14 protein-coding genes are annotated in these 17,306 nt (G+C 71.6%); 5 read left to right on the top strand and 9 right to left on the bottom strand.

The features are described 5' to 3' along the window. The first annotated feature begins 9 nt into the window (after positions 1–9). On the top strand, positions 10–1,233 hold the full coding sequence (locus ACYVNR_RS05365; RefSeq protein ID WP_461047093.1) for a PucR family transcriptional regulator: 1,224 nt from the start codon (positions 10–12) through the stop codon (positions 1,231–1,233). A 95-nt stretch (positions 1,234–1,328) separates the two neighbouring features. Here ACYVNR_RS05365 and purU read toward each other — a convergent pair whose 3' ends face one another. Genes purU through glyA form a run of 7 tightly spaced genes read right to left on the bottom strand, consistent with a single transcriptional unit; the run spans position 1,329 to position 10,172 of the window. Further along, complete coding sequence (gene purU, locus ACYVNR_RS05360) at positions 1,329–2,216, bottom strand: formyltetrahydrofolate deformylase (protein ID WP_461047091.1); 888 nt, start codon at positions 2,214–2,216, stop codon at positions 1,329–1,331. A 39-nt stretch (positions 2,217–2,255) separates the two neighbouring features. Further along, a complete protein-coding gene (locus tag ACYVNR_RS05355) occupies positions 2,256–3,659 on the bottom strand; it encodes an L-serine ammonia-lyase (RefSeq protein ID WP_461047089.1) in 1,404 nt (467 codons plus the stop codon). Further along, a complete protein-coding gene (locus ACYVNR_RS05350) occupies positions 3,659–4,336 on the bottom strand; it encodes a sarcosine oxidase subunit gamma (protein WP_461047087.1) in 678 nt (225 codons plus the stop codon). Before ACYVNR_RS05350 ends, ACYVNR_RS05355 begins: the two co-directional genes overlap by 1 nt. After that, positions 4,329–7,322 carry an FAD-dependent oxidoreductase gene (locus tag ACYVNR_RS05345; RefSeq protein WP_461047083.1) on the bottom strand — a complete coding sequence of 998 codons (2,994 nt, stop codon included), beginning with the start codon at positions 7,320–7,322 and terminating at the stop codon, positions 4,329–4,331. Before ACYVNR_RS05345 ends, ACYVNR_RS05350 begins: the two co-directional genes overlap by 8 nt. A 1-nt stretch (position 7,323) precedes the next feature. Beyond that, positions 7,324–7,611: a sarcosine oxidase subunit delta gene (locus tag ACYVNR_RS05340; RefSeq protein WP_045191418.1), complete on the bottom strand. Its 288-nt coding sequence runs from the start codon at positions 7,609–7,611 to the stop codon at positions 7,324–7,326. Positions 7,612–7,632: 21 nt separating this feature from the next. After that, a complete protein-coding gene (locus ACYVNR_RS05335; protein WP_458798668.1) occupies positions 7,633–8,853 on the bottom strand; it encodes a sarcosine oxidase subunit beta family protein in 1,221 nt (406 codons plus the stop codon). Positions 8,854–8,855: 2 nt separating this feature from the next. After that, positions 8,856–10,172 carry a serine hydroxymethyltransferase gene (gene glyA, locus ACYVNR_RS05330; RefSeq protein ID WP_045191416.1) on the bottom strand — a complete coding sequence of 439 codons (1,317 nt, stop codon included), beginning with the start codon at positions 10,170–10,172 and terminating at the stop codon, positions 8,856–8,858. Between the two features lie 152 nt (positions 10,173–10,324). On the opposite strand from glyA, the gene ACYVNR_RS05325 reads away from it, so the two are divergent. Further along, the gene (locus ACYVNR_RS05325) at positions 10,325–10,984 is read left to right on the top strand and encodes a GntR family transcriptional regulator (protein WP_045191494.1); all 660 of its coding nucleotides are present in this window, start codon (positions 10,325–10,327) and stop codon (positions 10,982–10,984) included. Positions 10,985–11,012: 28 nt separating this feature from the next. On the opposite strand, the gene ACYVNR_RS05320 is transcribed toward ACYVNR_RS05325, so the two are convergent. Continuing rightward, positions 11,013–12,524: a PucR family transcriptional regulator gene (locus ACYVNR_RS05320; protein ID WP_461047080.1), complete on the bottom strand. Its 1,512-nt coding sequence runs from the start codon at positions 12,522–12,524 to the stop codon at positions 11,013–11,015. Between the two features lie 154 nt (positions 12,525–12,678). On the opposite strand from ACYVNR_RS05320, the gene ACYVNR_RS05315 reads away from it, so the two are divergent. The 3 genes from ACYVNR_RS05315 to ACYVNR_RS05305 all read left to right on the top strand — a co-directional run bounded on the left by ACYVNR_RS05315 (position 12,679) and on the right by ACYVNR_RS05305 (position 16,437). Next, entirely contained in the window at positions 12,679–14,259 is a 1,581-nt protein-coding gene (locus ACYVNR_RS05315; RefSeq protein WP_461047078.1) for a purine-cytosine permease family protein, read from the top strand. A gap of 96 nt (positions 14,260–14,355) precedes the next feature. Next, entirely contained in the window at positions 14,356–15,174 is an 819-nt protein-coding gene (locus tag ACYVNR_RS05310) for a creatininase (RefSeq protein WP_461047076.1), read from the top strand. 12 nt (positions 15,175–15,186) lie between these two features. Next, positions 15,187–16,437 (top strand): M24 family metallopeptidase, encoded by a 1,251-nt coding sequence (locus ACYVNR_RS05305; protein WP_045191413.1) that lies wholly within the window; start codon positions 15,187–15,189, stop codon positions 16,435–16,437. Between the two features lie 83 nt (positions 16,438–16,520). Here ACYVNR_RS05305 and ACYVNR_RS05300 read toward each other — a convergent pair whose 3' ends face one another. Beyond that, positions 16,521–17,264 carry a lysozyme family protein gene (locus ACYVNR_RS05300; RefSeq protein ID WP_461047074.1) on the bottom strand — a complete coding sequence of 248 codons (744 nt, stop codon included), beginning with the start codon at positions 17,262–17,264 and terminating at the stop codon, positions 16,521–16,523. Between the last annotated feature and the right edge of the window lie 42 nt (positions 17,265–17,306).

Here is a 17,306-nt window from a genome sequence, read left to right as displayed (position 1 = left end):
GAATAGTTGATGGCGTCAGAGCCTGCCCGGGCGACCGCTCGAGGCGCAGCAGACCTCCAGCTCGACCACGCCGTGCTCCGCCAGCTGCGTGAGCGCCTCCCCGCCATCGCTGCGACCACGGTCGCGGCGGTGGTCGACGAGGTCCCCGACTACCGCGGGGCGCTCGGCGGGGTGGCGGGCGACACCATCGAGCGCGCCGTGCAGATGGCCATCGCCGGCTTCCTCAAGCTCGCGGGCGGGGGCCGGGACGTCGACGCGAGCACGCCGCTGGGCCCCACCCGCGAGGGCGCGTACGCCCTGGGGCGCGGCGAGGCGCGGGGTGGACGGTCGATGGACAGCCTGCTCGCGGCATACCGAGTCGGGGCGCGGGTGGCGTGGCGCGAGCTGGCTGCCGCCGCGGCCGACGCGGGGCTCACGGCAGCGACGATGGCGAAGTTCGCCGAGCTGCTCTTCGCCTACATCGACGAGCTGTCGGCTGCCAGCGTCGCCGGGCACACCGACGAGCTGACGACCAGTGGCCGGGTGCGAGAACGCTACCGCGAGCGGCTCGGTCAGCAGCTGCTCGCCCGTGCCGGTGCCGACGTTCTCGCCGCGGCCGCTGCCCGCGCCGAGTGGACCCCGCCGGCGTCCCTGACCGCGGTGCTGCTGCCGGCAGCCGAGGCCCGCCGCGCCGTCGCCTCCCTCCACGCGGACACCCTCCAGGTCGGCGAGGACCTGCAGGGCATCGAGGACGCCGACCCCGACCACCCGCTCACCCTGCTGCTCGTCCCCGACGCGGACGGCACGGGGCGTCGGTACCTGCTGCGGCAGCTGCGGGGGCGCCACGCCGTCGTCGGGCCACCGCGCCCCTGGGCGGAGGCGCGGTCCTCCTACGACCGCGCCCTGCGCACGGCGGCGCTGGCGCGGCCGTCGCGCACCGGCGCTGCGGTGGACAGCGAGCGGCACCTGGCCGACCTCGTGCTGACAGCCGACACCGAGGCGCTGGCCGACCTGCGCGACCACGCCCTGGCCCCACTCGCCGATCTGTCGCCCAGCACGCGGGAGCGGCTCGCCGAGACCTTGCTGTCGTGGCTGCTGCACCAGGGCCGCCGCGAGGAGGTGGCCGCCGCCCTGCACGTGCACCCGCAGACCGTGCGCTACCGGATGGGGCAGCTCCGCGAGCTCTACGGCGACCGTCTGGCCGACCCAGCTGTGGTGCGTGAGCTCGTGGTCGCTCTCTCCCCGACCCGGTGACCCGCCCTGCTCGGCCGCGCGACCGACATCCGGTCAGCGCACGATGACGCCATCGATCGGCCCGGACCACCTGCGGGTCGTCGGGTTGGTCCGCGTCAGAGCAGCACGACGGTCCGGTTGCCGTGCAGGATGACCCGCCCCTCGCAGTGCCACTTCACGGCGTTCGACAGGGCCCGGCACTCGGTGTCCCGTCCCGCGGCCACGAGGTCCTCGGGTCCGAACGAGTGGTCGACCTCGCGCACCTGCTGGGAGATGATCGGGCCCTCGTCGAGCTCGCTGCTGACGTAGTGCGCCGTCGCGCCGACCGTCTTGACGCCGCGCTCCCACGCCTGGTGGTACGGCTTGGCCCCCTTGAAGCTCGGCAGGAACGAGTGGTGGATGTTGATGGCCCTCCCGGTGAGCTGCTCGGTGAGGTCGTCGCTGAGGATCTGCATGTAGCGCGCGAGCACGACGAGCTCGATCTCGAAGCGGTCGACGAGGTCGAGCAGCCTCGCCTCCGCCGCCGGCTTGGTCGCGGCAGTGACCGGCACGTGGAAGAACGGGATGCCGTGCCACTCGACGAGCGCTCGGTGGTCGGGGTGGTTGGACACGACGGCAGCGATCTCCATCGGCAGCTCCCCGACGCGGGAGCGGAAGAGCAGGTCGTTGAGGCAGTGCGCGAACTTCGACACCATGACGAGGACCCGCCGCTTCGCCGAGGCCTCACGCAGCTCGAAGCGCATGCCGTGCCGCTGCGCCACGGCGGCGAAGGCCTCGCGCAGGGCGTCGACGCCCGGGTCGGACTGGTCGCCGGCGATCGCGAAGTGCACGCGGAGGAAGAAGTGCCCGCCGCGTACGTCGTCGAACTGCTTGAGCTCGTGGATGTCACCGTGCTGGTCCATGAGGAAGCCGGACACGGCATGGACGAGGCCGGCGGCCTCGGGGCAGTCGAGCGTGAGGACGTAGCCCACCTGCTGGGTGACGGCACTCGTGACGGTGCTCATGCGAGACTCCTCTCGTGGACGGGCCTGACGGCCCGCGTGTCAGCACTCGATGACGTTGACGGCGAGGCCACCTCGCGACGTCTCCTTGTACTTGATCTTCATGTCGGCGCCGGTCTCGCGCATCGTTTTGACGGCTTGGTCGAGGGTCACCTTGTGCTCCCCGTCGCCCTGCATCGCGAGCCGCGCCGCGTTGACGGCCTTGACCGAGGCGATGGCGTTGCGCTCGATGCAGGGGATCTGCACGAGGCCGCCGACCGGGTCGCACGTCAGTCCGAGGTTGTGCTCGATCCCGATCTCGGCCGCGTTCTCGACCTGTTCCGGTGTGCCGCCGAGCACGGCGCACAGGCCCGCTGCCGCCATCGAGCAGGCCGATCCCACCTCGCCCTGGCACCCGACCTCGGCGCCCGAGATCGAGGCGCCCAGCTTCACGATGATGCCGACAGCCGCTGCGGTGAGGAGGAACTCGACGATCCCGTCGTCGTCGGCACCGTCGACGAAGCGGGCGTAGAAGTGCAGGACGGCGGGGATGACGCCGGCGGCCCCGTTCGTCGGGGCGGTGACGACGCGACCGCCGGAGGCGTTCTCCTCGTTGACGGCCAGTGCGTAGAGGTTGACCCACTCCATGGCCCACAGCGGGTCGGGCATCGCCCCGCCCGTCGCAGCTCGCACGTCCGCCTCGTGGCGTCGGAGGCGGTCGCGCAGCTCCGGCGCCCGGCGACGCACGCGCAGGCCGCCGGGCAGCGTGCGCTCCTCGCGGGCGCAGCCGCTCTCGACGCACTCCTGCATGACGCCCCAGAGGTGCAGCAGCCGCTCGCGCACCTCGTGCTCGGGACGCCAGGCACGCTCGTTGGCCATCATCACGCCGGCGATCGACATCCCGGTGTCGCGACAGCGCTGGAGCAGCTCGGCACCGGTGCTGAACGGGTGCGGCACCGGGGTGGTGTCGGTGACGACCCGGTCCGCACCGATCGCCTCGTCGTCGACGACGAAGCCGCCACCGACCGAGTAGTAGGTGCGAGCACGGAGGGAGCGCCCTGCCTCGTCGAAGGCCTCGAAGGTCATCCCGTTGGGGTGTCCCGGCAGCGCGCGCCGACGGTGCAGCACGAGGTCCTCGTCGGGGTCGAAGTCGACCCGGTGGGTGCCGTCGAGTGCGAGCTTGCGGTCGGCTCGGACGGCCTCGACCCGCACCACCGCGTGCGACGTGTCGACGGTCTCGGGGTCCTCACCCTCGAGCCCCAGCAGGACGGCGCGGTCGGAGCCGTGCCCGTGGCCGGTCGCGCCCAGCGACCCGTAGAGCTGCACCTGCACCCGCGCCGTCCGGTCGAGCAGGGCCGAGTCGGCCAGCCCGGCGGCGAACCGCCGGGCTGCCCGCATGGGACCCACCGTGTGCGACGACGACGGCCCGATCCCCACCGAGAACAGGTCGAGGGCGCTGAGCGACATCAGCGGTACTCCCGCATCCCGTCGAGCAGCCAGCGCACCACGTGCGTCGCGAAGGAGGCGCGCGGCATGACCCGCCACGTGTCCTCGCCCGTGCGCCACAGGATGACTCCGGTGGAGCCGAGCAGGGTCGCGACGGCCGCCCCGACCGGGAACACGCGGGGGTGCAGGTCGAGCTCACAGCTCTTCTCGAGCACGGACCGTGCCCGTGACCCGGACAGCTCGAGCGTCGTGCGGTTGGCCGACACGTCGACCGCCTGCCCGCGCTCGGAGCCCAGGGCCTCGGCCAGCCCGCCGGCATACGCCTCCGGGGAGACGCCGCTCTCGGCCTCGTCCGGGCCGACGGCCAGGAACTCGTCGGGCGAGAGCCAGAGCACGGCGAGGCCGTTTCCGTCTCCGGCACCCGCGACCTCGCCGACGTGTGTCGGCAGGTGCAGGCCGAGCGTCTCGGTGAGGGAGCCGTCACGACCCGGCGTCGCGCGGATCGCGACCTGGGTCAGGAACGGGACCTCGCGGAGTCGCGCCGCCGCACCGGACCCGCGCCGCATCTCCTCATCGAGTCCCTGAGCGGGGCTGCGTCGCAGCGCGAGCACCCGGGCCCGGTCGACCGGCGGCACGTGCGCCGCGACCTCGACCGTGGTGTCCTCCGGTGCCGTCATCGTCATCGTCTGCTCAGCCATCTCGCCTGGCCCCTTCCTTGTCGTAGAGCACCGCGTCGGCCACCTCGACCTCGGCGAAGCGTCCTTCGAAGGACGCGATGAGCGTCTGGCCGATCCGGTCCCTGCCGGCCTTGACGAGCCCGAGGCCGAAGGATCGGCCGAGCGCCTGGGAGTGGTAGCTCGACGTGACGTGACCGAGCATCGGGATCGGGCGCGAGGGCAGGCCCTCACCCGTGTAGTCGCCCAGCGCGCCGGGCTCGACGAGCTGCGCGCCCTCCGGCAGGCGCAGGCTCCGGTCGAGGGGCAGCACGCTGACGAGCTGCTTGCGGTCCGCGGCGCGGTGGGATGACCTCGAGTAGGAACGGTTGCCGACGAAGTCCTTCGTCGTGGAGACGATCCAGCTCATCCCGAGGTCCTGCGGGGTCACGGTGCCGTCGGTGTCCTGACCGACGATCGGGTACGCCTTCTCGGCCCGCAGCACGTGCATCGTCTCGGTGCCGTAGGGCGTGATGTCGAAGTCCGCACCGGCCTCGGCGACGTCCTCCCACACCTGCAGGCCGTACCAGGTCGGCACGTTGATCTCGAAGGCGAGCTCACCCGAGAAGGTGATGCGGCAGATACGTGCCGGGATGCCCGAGGCGAGCACCGTCTCGCGGAACTCCATGAACCCGAAGCCTTCTCGCGTCACGTCGAGGTCGGGCGCCATGCGCGCGATGACCTCGCGCGACCGGGGGCCGACGACGGCGATCGTCGACCACTGCTCGGTCACCGACGTGCACACGACGTCGAGGTCGGGCCACTCGGTCTGCGACCACTCCTCGAGCCACTCGAGCACGCGGGCGGCTCCGCCGGTCGTCGTCGTCGCGAAGTAGCGGTCCTCCGCCAGGCGCAGCACGACGCCGTCGTCGAACACCATGCCGTCGGGCTTGCACATGACGCCGTAGCGAGCCTTGCCGACGGCGAGCTTCTTGAACGCGTTGGTGTAGAGACGGTTGAGGAACTCCCCTGCGTCGGCGCCGCGGATCTCGATCTTTCCGAGAGTGGTCGCGTCCATGAAGGCGACGCCCTCGCGGGCTGCGCGGCACTCGCGGGCCACGGCGGCGTCGATGTCCTCGCCCGGGCGGGGGTAGTACCACGGCCGCTTCCACTGGCCGACGTCCTCGAAGAGCGCGCCGTGCGCCTCGTGCCACGGGTGGATCGACGTCGTGCGTGCGGCGTCGAAGAGGTCGCCACGAGAGCGACCGGCCAGCGCTGCGAAGGCGACCGGGGTGAACGGGGCCCGGAAGGTCGTGTTGCCGATCGCGCCGGGCGTGGGCCGTGCCGCGCCCGCGGCGGGACCACTTGCGGTCTCGTCCTGGCCGGGCTGGCCGGGCGGGATGGCACGCGTGTCGTCACCCGACAGCACCCGCGTCAGCAGGCCGATCGTGTTGACCGCCCCGATCCGGCCCTGGTCGACGCCGGTGCTGATCGACGTGTAGCGCTTGACGTGCTCGACCGAGCGCATGCCGGCGCCGGTGGCGCGCAGCACGTCGGCGGCCGTGTTGTCGCGCTGCAGGTCGACGAAGTGCGTGGCATAGCCGCCCTCGCGCCCCTCGACGACCCACAGCTGACGGGTCCGCCCGGCGCGGGCGACCCGCTCCTCTGCGACGGCGTCGGCCCCGATCGCGGTGCTGCGCGATGCGGCCGAGAACCCTGCGGCTGAGGCGGCGGCCACTCCTGCGGCATCACCCTCGGCCCGGCAGCCGTCGGTCCAGTACGTGCCGCGAACAGCACCGGCCAGGTGCTGGTTGCGCACGGCCGCGGTGGGCACGAAGCCGGCGAGGTCGTCGTCCCAGTGCAGCGCGCCCTGGCGCTGGCTGTGGAGGCTGACGTTGGGCGTCCAGCCGCCGGAGACCGCGACGAGGTCGCAGACGACCCGCTCGGCGTCGCTGACGAGAGCGCCCTCGGCGTCGATGCGAGCGACCCAGGCGCCCTCGACCGACGCGTCCCCGTCGATGCCGACGACGGCGCATCCGGTTCGCACCCTGAGGCCGGCGGCCTGCGCGGCCGACGCGACGACCGGGCTCGCGCCCTCGTCACGTGCGTCGAGGACCTGCACGGATGCACCCGCCTCGAGCAGCGCGTGCGCGGCGGCGTAGCCGGAGTCGTTCGTCGTCACGACGACCGCCTCGCGGCCGGGCAGCGCGGCATACCGACGCACGTAGGTGGTGACGGACGACGCGAGCATCACACCGGGAACGTCATTGTCGGCGAAGACGATCGGCCGCTCGAAGGCTCCGGTGGCCAGGACGACCTGGGCGGCCGTCACGTGCCAGATGCGCTGCCTCGGTATGCCGTCGCGCGCGGTCCCGTCGAGGTGCTCGGCGCGCTTCTCGACGGCGATGAGGTGGTTGTTGTCGTAGCTTCCGAAGGCGGTCGTGCGGATGAGGACGCGCACCTCCGGTGCGGCCTCCAGCTCGGCGCGGACCTGCTCGACCCACTGCGCAGCGGGCACGCCCTCGACGACCTCGGCGGGCGAGGCGAGGAGGCTGCCACCGAGGCGGAAGTCCTGCTCGAGGAGCACGACGCGCGCGCCGGTCGCTGCGGCAGCCCGCGCGGCGGCGAGGCCCGCGGGGCCGGCACCGACCACCGCGACGTCGGCGTGGACGTGCATCTTGTCGTACTCGGCAGGGTCGGGCTTCTGGTCGAGCACGCCGATGCCGTCGAGCAGGCGCACGTCCAGGCCGGGCACGAGCTCGAGGGTGGTGGCCGGGAGCATCGACTCGTCGTGGTCGCCGTGGACGAGCACGAACGCGTTCGGCTCCTCGACGCCCGCGGAGAGGATGCCGCGCGGGCGGCCGCGGTAGATGGAGTCGCCCACCCGCAGCCGGCCGTTCGCGACGAGGGCAGAGGCGACGGTGTCACCTGCGAAGCCCGTCAGGGTGGCGCCGTCGACGACGAGCTCGACGGGCGTGGAACGGTCGATGGCCCCACCGGCGTCGATGCGCCGGGTCTGGTCGGCTGCCATGTCAGGCTCCCTTCTGGGTCTCGGAGCGGGTCTCGCCGGTGCGGTAGACCGCCGAGATCTCGTAGGTGCGGGTGTCGCGGACCGCGTTGAACCACTTGCGGCAGCCGGCGGAGTGGACCCACCGCTCGGCGTAGTCGCCCTTGGGGTTGTCGCGGTAGAAGAGGTACTGCGCCCACTCCTCGTCGGTGAGGGCGTGCGGGTCCTCGGGGTAGGCGACGTGCGCCTGCCCGCCGTAGCCGTACTCGGTCTCGGGGCGGGGCCCGCAGTTCGGGCAGTCGATGATGAGCATCGGGGTCTCCTTGCGTGACGGTCAGTGGGCGACGGCTGCGGCGCCGTGCTCGTCGATGAGGGCGCCGCTGACGAAGCGGTCGAGGCCGAAGCCCCGGTTGAGCTCGTGCGGCTCGTCGGTGGCGATGGTGTGCGCGTAGGCGAAGCCGGCTCCGGGCACGGCCTTGAACCCGCCGGTGCCCCAACCACAGTTGACGTACATGCCGTCGACGGGCGACCTGCCCATCACGGGCGAGGCATCCATCGTCACGTCGACGATGCCGCCCCAGGTGCGCAGCAGGTGGGCGCGCGAGAAGGCGGGGAAGAGCTCGACGGCCGCCGACATCTGGTGCTCGATGACGTGGAACGAGCCGCGCTGGCCGTAGCCGTTGTAGGAGTCGATGCCGGCCCCCATGACGAGCTCGCCCTTGTGCGCCTGCGACACGTAGACGTGCACGTGGTTCGACATGACGACGGTGGGGTGGATGATCTCGTGCAGCTCGGAGACGAGGGCCTGCAGGGGGTGCGACTGGATCGGCACGCGGAAGCCGGCGAGCTCGGAGAGCACCGAGGTGTGCCCGGCCGCGCACAGCGCGACCTTGCCCGCGTTGATGCGGCCCCGGCTGGTCTCCACGCCGGTGACCCGCCCGCCGTCGATGACGAAGCCCGTCACCTCGCAGTTCTGGATGATGTCGACGCCGAGCTCGCTCGCGCGACGGGCGTAGCCCCAGGCGACCCAGTCGTGCTTGGCGATGCCGGCGCGCGGCTGGTACGTGCCGCCCATGACGGGATAGCGGATGTCGTCGCCGATGTTGATGATCGGGCACAGCTCCTTGACCTGCTGGGGGTCGACCCACTCGGCATCGACGCCGTTGAGGCGGTTCGCCTCGACGCGGCGCACCGAGTCGCGCACGTCCTGCAGCGTGTGGGCGAGGTTGAGCACGCCGCGCTGCGAGAAGAAGACGTCGTAGCCGAGCTCCTCCTCGAGGTTCTCCCACAGCTTGAGCGAGTGCTCGTAGATCGCGGCCGACTCGTCCCACAGGTAGTTCGACCGGATGATCGTCGTGTTGCGGGCCATGTTGCCGCCGGCGATCCAGCCGCGCTCGAGCACGGCGACGTTGGTGATGCCGTGCTTGCTCGCGAGGTAGTACGCGGTCGCGAGGCCATGGCCGCCGGCGCCGACGATGACGACGTCGTAGCTGCGCTTCGGCTCGGGGTTGGCCCAGAGGAAGTCCGGGTGCTCGGGGAGCTCACGCTGGTTCATGGTCACTGCACCTTCTCGAGGGTCGGGTAGAGGGGGAACCGGGCCGCGAGGGCGTCGACCCGCTGTCGCAGCGCGGAGAGCGTCGCCTCGGAGCCGTCGCCGGCGAGCGCCGTGGCGATGACGTCGGCGACCTCGGTGAAGGCGGCCTCGTCGAAGCCGCGGGTGGCGAGCGCCGGCGTACCGATGCGCAGGCCCGACGACACCATCGGCGGGCGCGGGTCGAACGGCACGGCGTTGCGGTTGACGGTGATGCCGACGGAGTGGAGGAGGTCCTCCCCCTGCCGGCCGTCGAGCTGCGAGTGGCGCAGGTCGACCAGGACGAGGTGCACGTCGGTGCCACCCGAGACGACCCCGATTCCCGCGTCGGTGACGTCGGGCCGGGTGAGGCGCTCGGCGAGGATCGACGCGCCGGCGAGCGTGCGCCGCTGGCGGTCGCGGAACTCGTCCCCCGCGGCGACCTTGAAGGCGACGGCCTTCCCGGCGATGACGTGCTCGAGCGGGCCGCCCTGCTGGCCGGGGAAGACGGCGGAGTTGATCTTCTTGGCGATGTCGGCGTCGTTCGTGAGGATGATGCCGCCACGGGGGCCACCGAGCGTCTTGTGCGTCGTCGACGAGACGACGTGGGCGTGCGGCACCGGAGACGGGTGCAGGCCGGCGGCGACCAGCCCTGCGAAGTGGGCCATGTCGACGAAGAGGTACGCGCCGACCTCGTCGGCGATGCGCCGGAACGCCGCGAAGTCGAGGTGCCGCGAGTACGCGGACCAACCGGCGACGATCATCTTCGGCCGGTGCTCCCTGGCCAGCCGCGCGACCTCCGTCATGTCGACGACGTGGGTGTCCTCGCGTACGCCGTAGGCCACGACGTCGTAGAGGCGGCCCGAGAAGTTGAGGCGCATGCCGTGCGTCAGGTGACCGCCGTGGGCGAGGTCGAGACCGAGGATCGTGTCGCCCGGCGTGAGCAGCGCGTGCATGACCGCGGCGTTCGCCTGGGCCCCCGAGTGCGGCTGGACGTTGGCGTGTGCCGCCCCGAAGAGCGCCGTGACCCTCTCGATCGCGAGCGACTCGACGACGTCGACGTGCTCGCACCCGCCGTAGTAGCGGCGACCCGGGTAGCCCTCGGCGTACTTGTTCGTCAGCACCGAGCCCTGCGCCTGCATGACCGCGAGCGGGGCGAAGTTCTCCGAGGCGATCATCTCCAGGGTTCCCTGCTGGCGCCGGAGCTCGGCCCCGATGGCGGCGGCGACCTCGGGATCGAGCTGCTCGAGGTCCTCGTCGAGCAGCGTGCCGGCGGCGGTCGGGGTGATGGTGAGCTGGGACATGAAGCCCTCCGGAAGTTGATGTCCTTGTTGTCGATGACTGATATATCATCGGGATCGCAATAGTATGTTTGCCGGGACGGGTCGTCAACGGTCTGTCCGGAAAGATCGACGATCTCGACCACGACACCGTGGCCACCGACCCGGGAGGAACCATGACCGCGACGGCGCCAGCACTGGCGTACGGCTCACTCGCCGAGCAGGCCTACCACGTGCTGCGCGACCGACTGGTCATGCTCGACATCGCACCCGGCGCCCCGATCAACGAGGCGCAGCTGGGCAGCGACCTCGGCATCGGCCGCACCCCGATCCGCGAGAGCCTCAAGAAGCTCGAGCTCGACCACCTCGTCGTGTCCTATCCGCGGCGGGGCACGTTCGCGACGCAGGTCGACATCACAGACCTCGCCGCGATCTCCGAGATGCGCCACGTCCTCGAGCCACTCGCCGCGCGGCGGGCCGCTCTGGTCGCGCGCGCGGACATCCGTGCCGAGCTCGCCGAGAAGGCGCGGCAGATCGGGTCGATGGGCGACGAGCCCGAGGACAAGCGTCCGCTGATGGAGTACGACATCGACGTGCACCGGCTCATCTACCGCGCCGCCGAGAACCCCCACCTCGAGGAGACCCTCGTCCGGCTCGACAACCTGGCGACGCGCATCTGGTGCCTCGTGCTCGAACGGCTGCCGTCCGTCTCGGAGCACATCAAGGAGCACGTGGCCCTGCTCGAGGCGATCGTGGCCAAGGACGCCGACCGCGCCGCCGAGCTGGCCGCGTCGCACGTCGAGCACTTCGAGGAGGCGGTCCGCGCCGTCCTCTGACGGCCCGCCCAGCCGGCCGGCACCGCGGTCAGGAGCGCAGGTCGTCGCGCAGCTGGGCGCCTCCGCGCACGAGCCGGAGCGCGAGCGCCAACGCCGCGAGCTGACCCCGCCCTCGCGGGTCGCCACCGAGCACCTGGAAGATCCGGCGGAGCCGCTTGTGCAGGGACTGCCGCTCGAGGAAGAGGAGCTGCGCCGACTCGGTCGCGTTGCAGCCGGTGGAGATCCACACGTCGAGGGTGCGCACCAGCTCGCCGCCGGACCGCTGGTCGAGCCGCACCAGCTCACCGAGCGCCTCCTCGACGAGGGCGTCGACGACACTGCGCGACAGCGACCTCTCGGCCATCCGCTCCACGAGGTAGTCGGAGGCGTCGTGGACGGCGGCCGTGCCCTTCGCCGACCGGCCGAGGCGCCACGTCGCGCGCGCCTCCGCGAGGGAGAGCGAGGCCTGCCGCACGGTCGGGGCCGTGGGGCCGAGTGCGCCCGTCAGACCGGTGCCGGCGATCGCGGCCCGCAGCGCCGTGAGAGCCCGCGCCCGCTCGGCCTGCGTCGCTGCCTGGAGCGGCATGAGGATCTCGAGCCAGTCCGCGTGGGCGACGACGAGCGAGGCCGGCAGGGCACGTCGGGTGCGCTGCTCCGTGTCGATGCGCCCGTCGGCCGGGCGCCGCACCACCGCCATGACGAGGGGCCGCTCGGGGTCGATCCCACCCGCCTGGCACAGCTCGAGGAGGCGCTCACCTCCCCCGCCGGCGCCGATCAGCCGCACGAGCTCGTCCTCGGCGAGCCTGACCAGGCTGGGCCGGCTGTGCCGGGCGAGCGCCAGCGCGACGATGCTGCGCACCCTGGCGAGCACCGTCTCCAGGGTCTCCCGGGTCTGCACGTCGGCCACCGGGCTGCCCAGCAGCTCGAGGTGGGCGACCCCGATCGCGCTGACCGACAGCTCGACCCCGAGCGGCTCGGCCTCCGCGTCCGGCTCCGGACCGGCCTGCCCGAGCAGGCCGCCGCGGGTGTCGAGCACCCGTACGTGGACCCCGAGCGTCTCGGCGATGACGCCCAGCAGCGGCTCGAGGGCCGTGCCGGAGCTCGCGAGCCGCTCCGTGAGGGCCTGGGAGAGCTGGTCCGCGACGCGGAAGGCTGCCACCTGCGCCGAGACGATGCGGCGGTTGACCTCCTCGGCCACCTCGACGAACGGGACCACCTGACGCAGCTCCAGCAGCGGCAGACCGGCCTCCTCGGCGGCGGCGACCAGCTCGGCAGGCAGGTGCCGGCCCGACCCGGCCGTCTCGACGGCGAGCGCGGCGACGCCCCGTGACGCGAGGCTCCAGACGTACTCCACCTGGGCCGCGGGCTTGAGCGCGAGCAGCGCGACCCCGCCGGTGAGCAGCAGCTCGCCGCCGGACAGCAGCGGCGCGATCTCGAGCACCTCGCTGGAGTGCACCCACCGCACCCGGGCCGTCCCTACGCCGCGCTGGGCAGCGACCACCTGCGGCGCGCCGGGGGCGAGGGCGCCACTGTCGAGGATCTCGCGCAGCAGAAGGGACATAGCAGTCACCCTCGCAGTGGGGGTGACACTTTGTCACCTGATCGGGCCGTGAGAGGAGACAGTGTGAGTCTGGAAGGGACGGAAGGCAGATCCTACCGTTGTCGCAGCCGGCCATTCATCCTCAGGGGTTTTCAACGACGAAAGCAGTCCCCACATGAGCCTTTCCACCAAGAGTCACTCGGAAGACGTGACCCATTCCGTAGAGGACGTGCTCCAGCCAGTGCCGGAGTCCGCCCGAACGACCAAGGTCTCCGGACAGTTCTGGATCTGGGCCGGGGCGAACGTCGCTCCGATCAACTGGATCCTCGGCGCGCTGGGCATCCAGCTCGGTCTCGGCTTCGCCGACACGATGACGGTTCTCGTCGTCGGCAACATCATCGGCATGGTCGGGTTCGGCTTCTTCGTGCTGCTCGGGCAGAAGACCGGCGCCACCGGCATGCTGCTCGCCCGCGGTGCGTTCGGCCGGCGCGGCGCCTACCTCCCCGCCGCCATCCAGGCCGTCGTCGCGGTCGGGTGGTCGGCCGTCAACACGTGGGTCATCCTCGACCTCGTCATGGCGCTCTTCGCCAAGATCGGCTGGGTCGACCCGGACGCGTCCAACCTCGCCTGGAAGATCGGCGTCGCCGCCGTGATCATGAGCATCCAGGTCGGCATCTGTTACCGCGGCTACAGCGCCATCGCGAAGTTCGAGCGCATCACGATGCCTCCGACGATCCTCGTCCTCGTCGTCATGTCGGTCATCGCCTGGACCCAGCTGCCGATCGACTGGGGCTACGCCGGCCCTCCCGGAAAGGTGCTGACCGGCGGAGAGCGGTGGGCCGCCATGTCGGGCATCATGACCGCGATCGGGATCGGCTGGGGCATCGGCTGGTTCACCTACGCGCCGGACTACTCGCGGTTCGTCTCCAAGCGCATCCCGCCGTGGAAGCTCTACCTCACCTCGGTGCTCGGCCAGTTCCTGCCCGTCGTCTGGCTCGGCGTGCTCGGCGCCAGCCTGGCGACGATGCACGGCACCGCCGACCCCGGTGAGCTCGTCGTCAAGAGCTTCGGCGCGATGGCGATCCCCGTGATCCTCCTCGTGATCCACGGACCCATCGCGACGAACATCATCAACCTCTACACGTTCGGCGTCGCGTTCCAGGCGCTCGACATCCGTATCGGCCGCAAGAAGCTCTCGGTCATCGTCGGCTGCCTGTCGATGTGCGCCGTCATCGGCTTCCTCTTCGCCGAGGACTTCGCGACGCTGCTCGACGGCTGGATCATCGCCATCGCGGCCTGGGTCGCGACGTGGGGCGGCATCATGGCCGTGCACTACTTCGTCTTCGAACGCCGCCACAAGACCTTCGGCTACCTCTTCGTCAACCCGCGCGACACCCGCCTCAAGGCCGTCAACTGGTCGGCGATCGTCGCCTTCGTCTGCGGCCTCTTCATGACGTGGGTGTTCATGTACGGGGGTCTCCCGGCCTTCCAGGGCCCGGCGGCGACGGCCATGGGCGGCGTCGACCTCTCGTGGCTGGCGGGCACGCTGACGTCCGGGCTGCTCTACCTCGCCCTCGGCTACCCGCGCTTCCGCGACCGCATCCACCACGGTGTGCCGCTGGGCATCAGGACCGACCTGGCCGACGAGGACTACCTCCGCGACCACGGCGACGCGTGCGCGCACGACGCAGACCACGCGTACGCCCCCGGCCGGCCGGCCACGACCCCGACCGAGGTCTCGGCGCCCGCGCACTGACCCCCCGTCACCGGCGCGCGGTGGGTGGGAACGCCCACGCCCACCCACCGCAGCGCTGGACCCTGCCCGCACCCCCGGACCCGTTCAGGAGCAGCCATGCCCACCACCGTCCTCATGGAGGAGCTCGACGCCTTCACCTACCGCGAGAAGATCGGTGGCGGTGCGCCCGTCATCGTCCCGGTCGGCGCGATCGAGCAGCACGGGCCCCACCTCCCGCTGCAGACCGACGTGCTGCTCGCCAAGGCCATGAGCACCCGACTGGCCGAGGCCGTCGACGGCATCGTCGCGGCGCCCGTCACGTACGGCTACAAGTCGCAGCAGCGCTCGGGCGGTGGCAACCACCTGGCCGGCACGACGAGCCTCGACTCGGCCACCGTCATCGCGATCGCCCGGACGCTGACGCTCGAGTTCGCGCGCCACGGGGCGCGGCAGGTCGTCTTCCTCAACGGCCACTTCGAGAACTACCAGTTCCTCTACGAGGGCGTCGAGCTCGCGACGACCGAGCTGCAGCAGCGAGGGCAGGACGTGTCGGTGATCCTGCTGTCCTACTGGGACTTCGTCGACGAGGAGACGATCGAGGAGATCTACCGCGGCACGTTCCCCGGTTGGGACGTCGAGCACGGCGGCGTGCTCGAGACCTCGCTGATGCTGCACCTGCACCCCGAGCTCGTCCACCTCGATCGCGTGATGGACCTCCCGGCAGCACAGCTGCCCCGCTACGACCGCCTCCCGGTCCGCCCGGAGCTCACGCCCATCTCCGGGTGCCTCTCCTCCGCAGCCGCCGCCTCCGAGAGCGCAGGCCGTCTGCTGCTCGACCGGACGTCAGCCGCGCTCGCCGAGTCGATCGGCGCCGAGCTTCGCACCACCCCTGACCTGATCCCGGCCAACGCCACCCCCGGATTCACCACCCCCTGAAGGAGATCCACCATGTCCATCGCCACCCCCGTCACGTCGGTCAGCGAGCTCGAGCGGCTCAAGGAACTGCACAACGGCACCAAGGTCCCCCTGACCTTCTCCGACGCCGAGTTCGAGCGCCGCCTCTCCGGCCTTCGCCAGATCATGGCGACCAAGGGGCTCGATGCCGTCGTGCTGACCTCCTACCACGGCATCAAGTACTACTCCGACTTCCTCTTCACCTACTTCGGCCGGTCGTACGCCCTCGTCGTCACCCCGACCGAACAGGTCAGCGTCACGGCCAACATCGACGCCGGCATGCCGTGGCGTCGCAGCTACGGCGAGAACATCGTCTACACCGACTGGCGCCGCGACAACTTCCAGCACGGCGTCCAGGAGGCCCTCGCGCAGCGCGGCATCATGCCGCGCCGCGTCGGCGTCGAGTTCGACACCCTCTCGCTCGACGCCCACGCCAAGCTGCAGGCGGTGCTCGGCGGCGCCGAGCTCGTCGACGTGGCCCAGGACGCGATGCGCCAGCGGATGGTCAAGTCCGCAGAGGAGATCGAGGTCATCAAGCATGGCGCCCGCATCGGCGACCTCGGCGGCGAGGCCATCCGCGCGGCGATCCGCGAGGGCATCAGCGAGTACGAGGTCGCCCTCATCGGCACCGAGGCGATGGTCCACGAGATCGCACGCACCTTCCCCGACAGCGAGATCCGCGACACGTGGGTCTGGTTCCAGTCGGGCATCAACACCGACGGGGCCCACAACTGGGCGACCACCCGCACGCTGCAGCGCGGCGACATCCTGTCGCTCAACTGCTTCCCGATGACCTCGGGCTACTACACGGCACTGGAGCGCACCCTCTTCCTCGGCGAGCCCGATGCGCGGTCGCTCGAGCTGTGGGAGATCAACGTCGAGGTGCACCGCCGCGGTCTCGAGCTGATCAAGCCCGGTGCCGTCTGCAAGGACATCGCCGCCGAGCTCAACGAGATCTACGTCGGACACGGGCTGCTGCCGAACCGCACGTTCGGCTACGGCCACTCGTTCGGCGTCCTGTCGCACTACTACGGCCGCGAGGCCGGCCTCGAGCTGCGCGAGGACATCGACACCGTGCTCGAGCCGGGCATGGTCGTGTCGATGGAGCCGATGATCACCGTCCTCGACGGCGAGCCCGGCGCGGGCGGCTACCGCGAGCACGACATCCTCGTCGTGGGCGAGGACGGCGCCGAGAACATCACGAAGTTCCCGTTCGGCCCCGAGCACAACATCATTCCCTGCTGACGCGGCGCACCGACAGGCGCCCGGACCTCCGCTGGCGGAGGGCCGGGCGCCACCGCAGTGGGGCCGGGCTCAGCCGCCGGCTCTCAGCGTCGCGCGGCCGCCCGGGCATAGGCGTCGGCGATGTCGAGCACGCGCCGGACGTACGCGTCGGAGGCGTTGTAGCCGAAGACCGCTCGCGCCCAGGCACGCCCGTCGCTCAGGTCGACCCCGCCGGCGCACAGGTGCCGTGCCGCGCCCCACGCGGCGTCGTCGATGTCAGTCGGGTCGGCGACGCCGTCGGCGTCCGCATCGGCCCCGAACCGCTGCCACGAGCTCGTCAGGAACTGCATCGGCCCGACCGCGTGGTCCCACGTGGGGTCCCCGTGCAGGCGTACGCCGGCGGCGTCAGGTCGTAGGGGCGCCACCCCTCCCTCGCCGTCGAGAGCAGGCCCGACGATGGGTCGGGAGGTCCGACCGCTCTTCAGCAGTCGTCCGCCACCGAGTGTGCCGTGCACCGACTCGACCCGGCCGACGGCGGCCAGCGTCGTCCAGCCCACGTGGCAGTCCGGGAGGTCGGCCACCGCGAGGATCGAGGCTCGCGCGTACGCCCGCAGCGCGACGACGGGGATGCCGGTGCGCGACGAGATGCGCGACACCCAGGTCGGGTCCGGTTGGACGGACAGCGGGGCGGCCCCCTTGCCCCCGGGCCGCCCAGTTGCCCGCTCGGCCGGTGCGGTCAGCGGCGTCGTGTCGACGACGTCGACGAGCGAGCCCGTCGCCGGCTGGTCGATCGGCATCTGGAGCCCGTGACCGACGACCCACGCCGTGCCGAGGACGGCCAGGCCCACGGACACCCCGCCGCCCGGGACCCGTCCGAGCCGTCGCCGCCG

It is taken from the genome of Terrabacter koreensis, from assembly GCF_054783315.1.
The sequence above is the reverse complement of the archived record's forward strand: the minus strand, read 5'-3'. Positions and strand labels throughout refer to the sequence as shown.